Source organism: Pseudomonas sp. 39004, assembly GCF_028682155.1.
Lineage (GTDB): Bacteria > Pseudomonadota > Gammaproteobacteria > Pseudomonadales > Pseudomonadaceae > Aquipseudomonas > Aquipseudomonas capeferrum.
This window is the reverse complement of record NZ_JANIAG010000232.1, coordinates 1-6,989: the sequence shown is the minus strand read 5'-3', so window position 1 is coordinate 6,989 and position 6,989 is coordinate 1. Positions and strand designations below refer to the sequence as shown.

Annotated in this window: 5 protein-coding genes; 2 read left to right on the top strand and 3 right to left on the bottom strand. The window is 64.2% G+C overall.

The annotated features are described in order from the left end of the window. Positions 1-3 precede the first annotated feature (3 nt). A complete protein-coding gene (locus NP534_RS24755) occupies positions 4-651 on the top strand; it encodes a class I SAM-dependent methyltransferase (protein WP_274100461.1) in 648 nt (215 codons plus the stop codon). 75 nt (positions 652-726) lie between these two features. On the opposite strand, the gene quiC is transcribed toward NP534_RS24755, so the two are convergent. Next, complete coding sequence (gene quiC, locus NP534_RS24750; protein ID WP_274100460.1) at positions 727-2,634, bottom strand: 3-dehydroshikimate dehydratase QuiC; 1,908 nt, start codon at positions 2,632-2,634, stop codon at positions 727-729. 466 nt (positions 2,635-3,100) lie between these two features. Between quiC and NP534_RS24745 the strand changes: the two genes are divergently transcribed. After that, positions 3,101-4,474, top strand: a complete 1,374-nt coding sequence (locus NP534_RS24745; protein ID WP_274100459.1) for an MFS transporter — start codon at positions 3,101-3,103, stop codon at positions 4,472-4,474. 38 nt (positions 4,475-4,512) lie between these two features. Here NP534_RS24745 and NP534_RS24740 read toward each other — a convergent pair whose 3' ends face one another. Both NP534_RS24740 and NP534_RS24735 read right to left on the bottom strand, forming a co-directional pair. Continuing rightward, positions 4,513-5,925 carry a DOPA decarboxylase gene (locus NP534_RS24740; RefSeq protein WP_274100458.1) on the bottom strand — a complete coding sequence of 471 codons (1,413 nt, stop codon included), beginning with the start codon at positions 5,923-5,925 and terminating at the stop codon, positions 4,513-4,515. A gap of 81 nt (positions 5,926-6,006) precedes the next feature. After that, positions 6,007-6,951, bottom strand: coding sequence for a LysR family transcriptional regulator (locus NP534_RS24735; RefSeq protein WP_033697119.1), 945 nt, complete (start codon positions 6,949-6,951; stop codon positions 6,007-6,009). Positions 6,952-6,989: the final 38 nt, after the last annotated feature.

The window sequence follows — 6,989 nt, the reverse complement described above, 5'->3', positions numbered from 1 at the left end:
ACCGTGCTGCACAGCTGGCAGCACAACGCCCAAGCCTGGATCGACGCGGTGCGCAGCGGCGCCATCGAGAGCCGCCGCCAGGTTACCGACCAGGCCATCCTGCTGGCCATTCTGGGCCGCCAACCCGAGCGCGTGCTGGACCTTGGCTGTGGTGAAGGCTGGTTGCTGCGGGCACTTGCCGACCGCGGCATCGAGGCGGCCGGGGTGGATGGCGATCAGACTCTGGTGGCCGCGGCACGCGCGGCAGGGTCCGCGCAGGTGCACCTTGCCAGCTACGCCCAGCTAGCCGAGGGCGACATCAACGTTGGCCGTGACTATGACCTGATCTGTGCCAATTTCGCGCTGCTGCACCAGGACATCATTGCACTGTTGGCAGCACTGAAGGGCTTGCTGGCACCCGGTGGTGCTCTGGTGATCCAGACATTGCACCCCTGGAGCGTGGCAGCGGGCGATTATCAGGATGGCTGGCGGGAAGAGTCGTTCGCAGGGTTTGCCGGGGCCTGGCGGCCGATGCCGTGGTATTTCCGCACCTTGGCCAGCTGGCTCAATGCATTGGACATGGCCGGGCTGCGCCTGGTCAGCCTGCAGGAGCCGCAGCACCCGCAAAGTGCGGTGCCGCAGGCGCTGCTGATGGTGGCCGAGGGGCGATGAGCCTACGCCGAAGGATCTTCGGTGACCGCAGCCACACGCCCCTGCCGACTCAATGAAACATGAGTTCTGCTGCGCTTACAGCACCGGCTTGCGCGCCGCCCCGCTGCGGGCCTTGGCCATCGCCGCCAGGCGCACGGCGACGTTGGCCGCGCCATACCCGGCATAGCCACCCTTGCGCTGGATGATCTCGAAGAAGAAACGCTCCTCGAACGGCTCGGTGTAGACGTGGAACAGCTCGCCACCCTGGGCATCACGGTCGTACAGCACGTTGTAGTACGCCAATTCGCTGAGGAACTCGTCGTCGAAGTCGAAACGCGCTGCCAGGTCGTCGTAGTAATTGAGCGGAATCTCCAACAGCGGTACACCGGCCAGCTTGGCGCGCGCTACTTCACGGAAGATGTCGTCACAATCGAAGGCGATGTGATGCACACCCGAGCCCCGGTAGCTGGACAGTGCATGGGCAATGGCCGTGTTGCGGTTCTCGGAAATGTTCAACGGCAGGCGCAGGGTGCCGCATTGGCTGCGCAGGGCACGGCTCTTGACCAGGCCGTAAGGGTCCGGCAGCACCACTTCGTCGTCGGCAGCGAAATCGAACAGGCTCTTGTAGAACAGCACCCAGCTGTCCAGCGACTCGGCCGGCAGCGCCAGGGCCATGTGGTCGATACGGCGCAGGCCACCGCTGGCATTGGCGGTTTTGTCCAGGCTGAAGTCGGTGTCGTACAACGTCTGACCAGCGCTGCCCGGCTCTACCAGGTACAACAGGCTGCCATCGGGTGCCCGCACGGCAGGCACTTCACATTCGTTGGGGCCGACCAGGCCGCGGAACGGCTGGCCACGGAAGGCGGTGGCACGCTTCAGCGCAGCCTGCTGGTCTTTGACCCGCAACGCCGTGGCGCACAACGAAGGGCCGTGCGCCTCGAAGAAGTTGTGGCCGAACGAGTAGGGTTCGGCATTGAGGACGATGTTGATGTCGCCCTGGCGCAGCAGCTGCACGGCCTTGCTGCGGTGTTTGCCGGCATCGGCAAAGCCCAGGCGTTTCAGCCAGTTACTCAGGCGTGCGCCCACCGCCTCGTCGACGGCGAACTCGAGGAATTCCACGCCGTCGTAGGCGCTGGCTGCAGGCGGGGTAAACAGCACGCCAGGCTCCACCGCCACGGCCTCCTGCTCCAGGCGCAGGCGGGTCTGCTCTTCGAGGTACAGCAGCGAGCGCAAGCCGTCGGCGGCGTTCTGCCGAGGCGGCGCGGCGCGGAAGCCGTCGTTGAAGATTTCCAAGGACAGCGGGCCGCGATAACCGGTGGCAAGGATTGGGGCGAGGAAGCCGGCCAGGTCCATTTCGCCCTGCCCCGGGAAGCAGCGGAAATGCCGGCTCCACTCCAGCACATCCATGGCCAGGATCGGGGCGTCGGCCATCTGCACGAAGAAGATCTTGTCGCCAGGGATGTCGCGGATCGCGCTGGGGTCGCCCTTGAGCGACAAGGTATGGAAGCTGTCGAGAATCACCCCGAGGGCCGGGTGGTCGGCTTGGCGCACCAGGTTCCAGACCTGCTGGTAGGTATTGACGTGGCGGCCCCAGGCCAAGGCTTCATAACCGATGCGCAGGCCCCGCTGGCCGGCATGCTCGGCCAACAGGCGCAGGTCGTCCACCAGCAACTGTTCGTCGCCCAGGGCGTCGGCCTGAACGTTGCTGCACACCAGCACCAGGTCGGTACCCAGTTCCTGCATCAGGTCGAACTTGCGCTCGGCGCGGTCGACGTTCTTCTGCAGGCGCTCGCGGCGGCAGCCTTCAAAATCACGGAACGGCTGGAACAAGGTAATGGCGATGCCCAGGTCGGCGCACATCTGGCGAACCTGGCGCGGGCTGCCAGCGTAGTAAAGCAGGTCGTTCTCGAAGATCTCGACGCCGTCGAAGCCGGCGGCGGCGATGGCTTCGAGCTTTTCCGGCAGGGTGCCGCTCAAGGACACGGTGGCAATCGAACGCTGCATGGCGGGATTTCCTTGTTGTTAGGGGACGACGGCGCAGGAAACCTACTGTGACAGTACCTGGCACGATCGATTATTCGCAGGTAAAGTCGCCTCATCAATCCCTTTGTACGGAATGGTTAGTTTTGTGTTCGATTACCGAACAAAACACGATTTCGCGAATTGCTACACCGCCAACCCGTGGTCAACATGAAACCAGACGCAGGCACACCGACCGATGCCCTTTGCCAAGACGGTCGTTCGGCAGAACCTGCGCTGACAAGCCCAACGTCACAACATAATAAGTTCAATAAAACCGGGTACCGACCTATGAACACTGCTCTGGCCTTGCGTTCCGCACCTGTCTCCTGGCTGTCTGTCACGGCCTTGGCGCGGAACACCCCCGCACTTCACGTTTGACCCCACTCCCGAGATAACCCCACGTTCGCCATGCGCCGTGCGGGAACCAACAAGAACAACGGAGACAACGATGGCTCACTCCAGCTCTCAAGCCAAGAAAGCGACCGCCAGTGGATGGATAGGCTCGGCACTCGAGTACTACGACTTCTTCATCTATGCCCAGGCTGCGGCGCTGATCTTCCCGCAGATCTTCTTCCCCAATACCGACCCCAAGATGGCGATCATCGCCTCGCTGGCCACCTACGGTGTCGGCTACCTGGCCCGCCCGGTCGGGGCCTTTGTGCTCGGCCACTGGGGTGATACCCGCGGGCGCAAGAACGTACTGCTGCTGTGCATGTTCCTGATGGGCCTGTCGACCATGGCTGTGGGCCTGCTGCCCACCTACCACGACATCGGCATCCTCGCCCCTGCCTTGCTGGTGGTGCTGCGCCTGATCCAGGGCTTTGCCGTGGCCGGCGAGATTTCCGGGGCCAGTTCGATGATCATGGAGCATGCGCCGTTCGGCCGACGTGGCTACTACGCCAGTTTCACCCTGCAAGGCGTGCAGGCCGGCCAGGTTCTGGCGGCGGCGGTATTCCTGCCACTGGCCTACTTCATGCCCAGCGAAGCCTTCAATGACTGGGGCTGGCGCATTCCGTTCCTGATGAGCGCCGTGGTGCTGATCGCCGGCTTCATCATCCGTAAGGAAGTGCACGAGACGCCTGCGTTCGTGAAGGAAGAGAAGCAGGACAAAGTCGCCAAGTCGCCGGTCAGCGAGGCCTTCCGCCACAGCTGGAAACACATGGTGCTGGTGATGTTCATGGCACTGATGAACGTGATTCCGGTGGTCGCTACCATCTTCGGCGCGGCCTACGCGGTGCAGCCGGCCTATGGCATCGGCTTCGACAAGAGCGTGTATCTGTGGATCCCGGTGGTCGGCAATATCGTTGCGGTGCTGGTGATTCCCTTCGTCGGCAACCTTTCCGACAAGATCGGCCGTCGCCCGACCATGATCGCCGGGTGCCTGGGCTCAGGCCTGCTGGCCTTCGTCTACCTGTATGCGATCAGCATCCAGAACGTGCCGCTGGCCTTTGCCGCCTCGATCGTGATGTGGGGCATGGTCTACCAGGGCTACAACGCTGTGTTCCCAAGCTTCTACCCCGAGCTGTTCCACACCCGTTACCGTGTTTCGGCCATGGCCATCGCGCAGAACATCGGCACCATGCTGACCGCCATGTTGCCCGCGCTGTTCGCCATCGTGGCACCGCCAGGCTCGGACAACATTCCGCTGGTGGTCGGTAGCATGGCGTTCTTCATCACCTGCATCTGCGCCCTGGCGGCTTATATTGCACCGGAAACCCACCGCATGGCGATGGAAGACCTGGGCAATCCGCAGGCCAAGCCGATGGAGAAAGAAGCGTATGAGGCCACCCGTAAAGGTAGCCTCCAGACCGTAAGCCACTGACAGACTGCAGGGGGCCGCTTTTGCGGCCCCCTGCATGTTCAGCCCTTGACCACTGCCTGCAGCCCCCGCCACAGTTTCTCGACATGCTCACGCTCAGTGGGCAGCGCCCCCACCGACACCCGCACCATCCACCGGCCATTCAAGGTTGCCGGCGTTACATAGGCATCCCCAGACGTATTGAGCCGCTCGGCCCAGCCGCGGGTATGCGCATCCAACGCCTCCCCTTCCAGCCCCGCCGGCCGATGCTGGATGCACAACGTCTGCAATTGCACCGGCGCCAGCAGTTCCCAGCCCGGCGTCGCCTCGACCTGCTCGGCAAGCCACTGGGCATTCTCCAGATCACGCCGCAAGCGTGCCTGCAGCGCTTCGACACCCTCACTGCGCAACATGAACCACAGTTTCAGCGCACGGAAGCGGCGCCCCAGCGGGATGCCCCAGTCGCGCAGGTTCTTTACCTCGTCATCCACCGCCGACTGCAAATAGCTGGGGTTGGTGCTCATCACGCGGATCAGGTGCTGCGGGTCGCGCACGTAGTAGATCGAACAGTCGAAGGCCACGCCCAGCCACTTGTGCGCATTGACCACCACCGAGTCGGCCAGCTCGATGCCATCCCACATCCAGCGGCACTCCGGCAGGATCATCGCCGAGCCGGCCATGGCCGAGTCGACATGCAGCCACAGGCCATGGGCCTGGGTGATTTCACCGATCGGGCGTAACGGGTCGAGTGCGGTGGTGGTAGTGGTGCCAGTGGTCGCAACCACCGCACACGGCTGGTTACCCGCCGCCAGGTCCTGCTCGATGGCTGCTTGCAGGGCAGCCGGCTGCAGGGCGAAGCGCTCGTCGGTGGGGATCAGGCGAATGTTGTCACGGCCAAAACCTGCCAGCAGTGCGGCCTTGTCCACCGAACTGTGGGCGTGGGCGCTGACGTAGACGATCAGCGGCTTGGCCTGGGCCTGCAGGCCGCCGCGCACCAACGCGTAACCGCTGGCACGTTCGCGGGCGCAGATCAGCGCCACCAGGGTACTGGTCGAGGCGGTGTCCTGGATCACCCCGCTCCATTGCCCTGACAGGCCCAGCAGCTGGCGCAGCCAGTCGAGGGTGGTTTCTTCCAGTTCGCTCAAGGCCGGGCTGGACTGCCACGACAGGCCCAGTACGCCCAGGCCGGTGCTGAGAAAATCACCCAGCACCGACGACAACGTGCCGTTGGAGGGGAAGTAGCCGTAGAAATCAGGGTGCTGCCAATGGGACAGGCCTGGCATGACCAGTTTGTTGACATCGTCGAGAATCGCCTCGAACGGTTCGCCCTGCTGCGGGGCACATGCTGGCAGGGCTGCCTTCAGGTAGCCGGGCTCGACCTGGGCCATCACCGGGCGTTCGCCCACGGTTTGGCGGTAGTCGGCGATCAGGTCGATCAGTTGGTGGCCGTACAGGCGGAATTGTTCGGGGGTCACGGGCGGTCTCCTTTGGGCAGTTTGCTGCCTTCAGTCTAAGTGCCGCCTGCCCCCCAATGAACCCCGCTTCGCGCATACCTCCTATGGCGTTGGCGCATGCCCACCGTGCACACCGAACTGCGACTGGCGCCACAATTCGAACACCCGGTTGCGCAACCAGCGGTGCTCGGCCGAAGCCTGCAGGCGCTGGTGCCAGACCACCCAGTAGCGCTGGCTGTGGTCGATAAAGCCCAGGGGCCGCCAGGCCAGGTCATGCAGGCGGCACAGTTGCCGGGCAATGTGCTCGGGCACCGTCGCCACCGCCTGGCTATTGCCGATCACCTGCACCGTGGCGGAGAAAAACGGCACTTCCAGGCTGACCCGCCGCTGCAGGCCCTGGGCGCGCAAGTGACGGTCGATGAAGCTGTCCTTGTCGCCACCACCGGAGATGCGCACATGCTTGTGCGCCAGGTAGTCCGCCTGGCTGAGCGTGTGATGGGCTGTCAGCGGGTGATCGCGGCGCATCAGGCAGACGGCGCGATCTTCACCGAGCAAGCGACCATGCAGGTTGGCGGGGGACTCGTCGAACAAGGTGGTGGCCAGGTCGATTTCGCCGCTGGCCAGCAAGGCATACTGGCCGGCTTGCCAGGTGCGGTATTCGAGGCTGACGCCGGGGGCTTCGTGCTCCAGCGCCGCCACCAGCAACGGCAACATGTGCTCGGCGACGTAGTCGGAGGCCGCCAGGCAGAAGCGCCGTTCGCAACGGGCCGGGTCGAACACGGCCGGTTGGCGCAGGGCCTGAAGCTCTTCGAGTACCTGGCGCAGGGGTTCGACCAACGCTTCGGCATATTCGCTGAGCACGTAACCACGGCCTTGGCGCACCAGCAGCGGGTCGTCGAAGGCTTCGCGCAGGTGGGCCAGTTGGCGGCTCAGGGCCGATTGGCTGACGCCCAGGCGCTCGGCGGCGTGGCTGAGGTTTTTCAGCTGCAGCAGGTGGTCGAGGGTACGCAGATGGGCGAGGCTGAGGGAGGCGAAGGTTGGGTTCATGGGTGTTCGTCTCCGGGCCGCAGGCGAGGGCTGCGCCC

Excerpts from the sequence above, each read along its gene's own strand:
- quiC (WP_274100460.1), bottom strand. The coding sequence starts at position 2,634 with ATGCAGCGTTCGATTGCCACCGTGTCCTTGAGCGGCACCCTGCCGGAA.
- NP534_RS24745 (WP_274100459.1), top strand. The coding sequence starts at position 3,101 with ATGGCTCACTCCAGCTCTCAAGCCAAGAAAGCGACCGCCAGTGGATGG.
- NP534_RS24735 (WP_033697119.1), bottom strand. The coding sequence starts at position 6,951 with ATGAACCCAACCTTCGCCTCCCTCAGCCTCGCCCATCTGCGTACCCTC.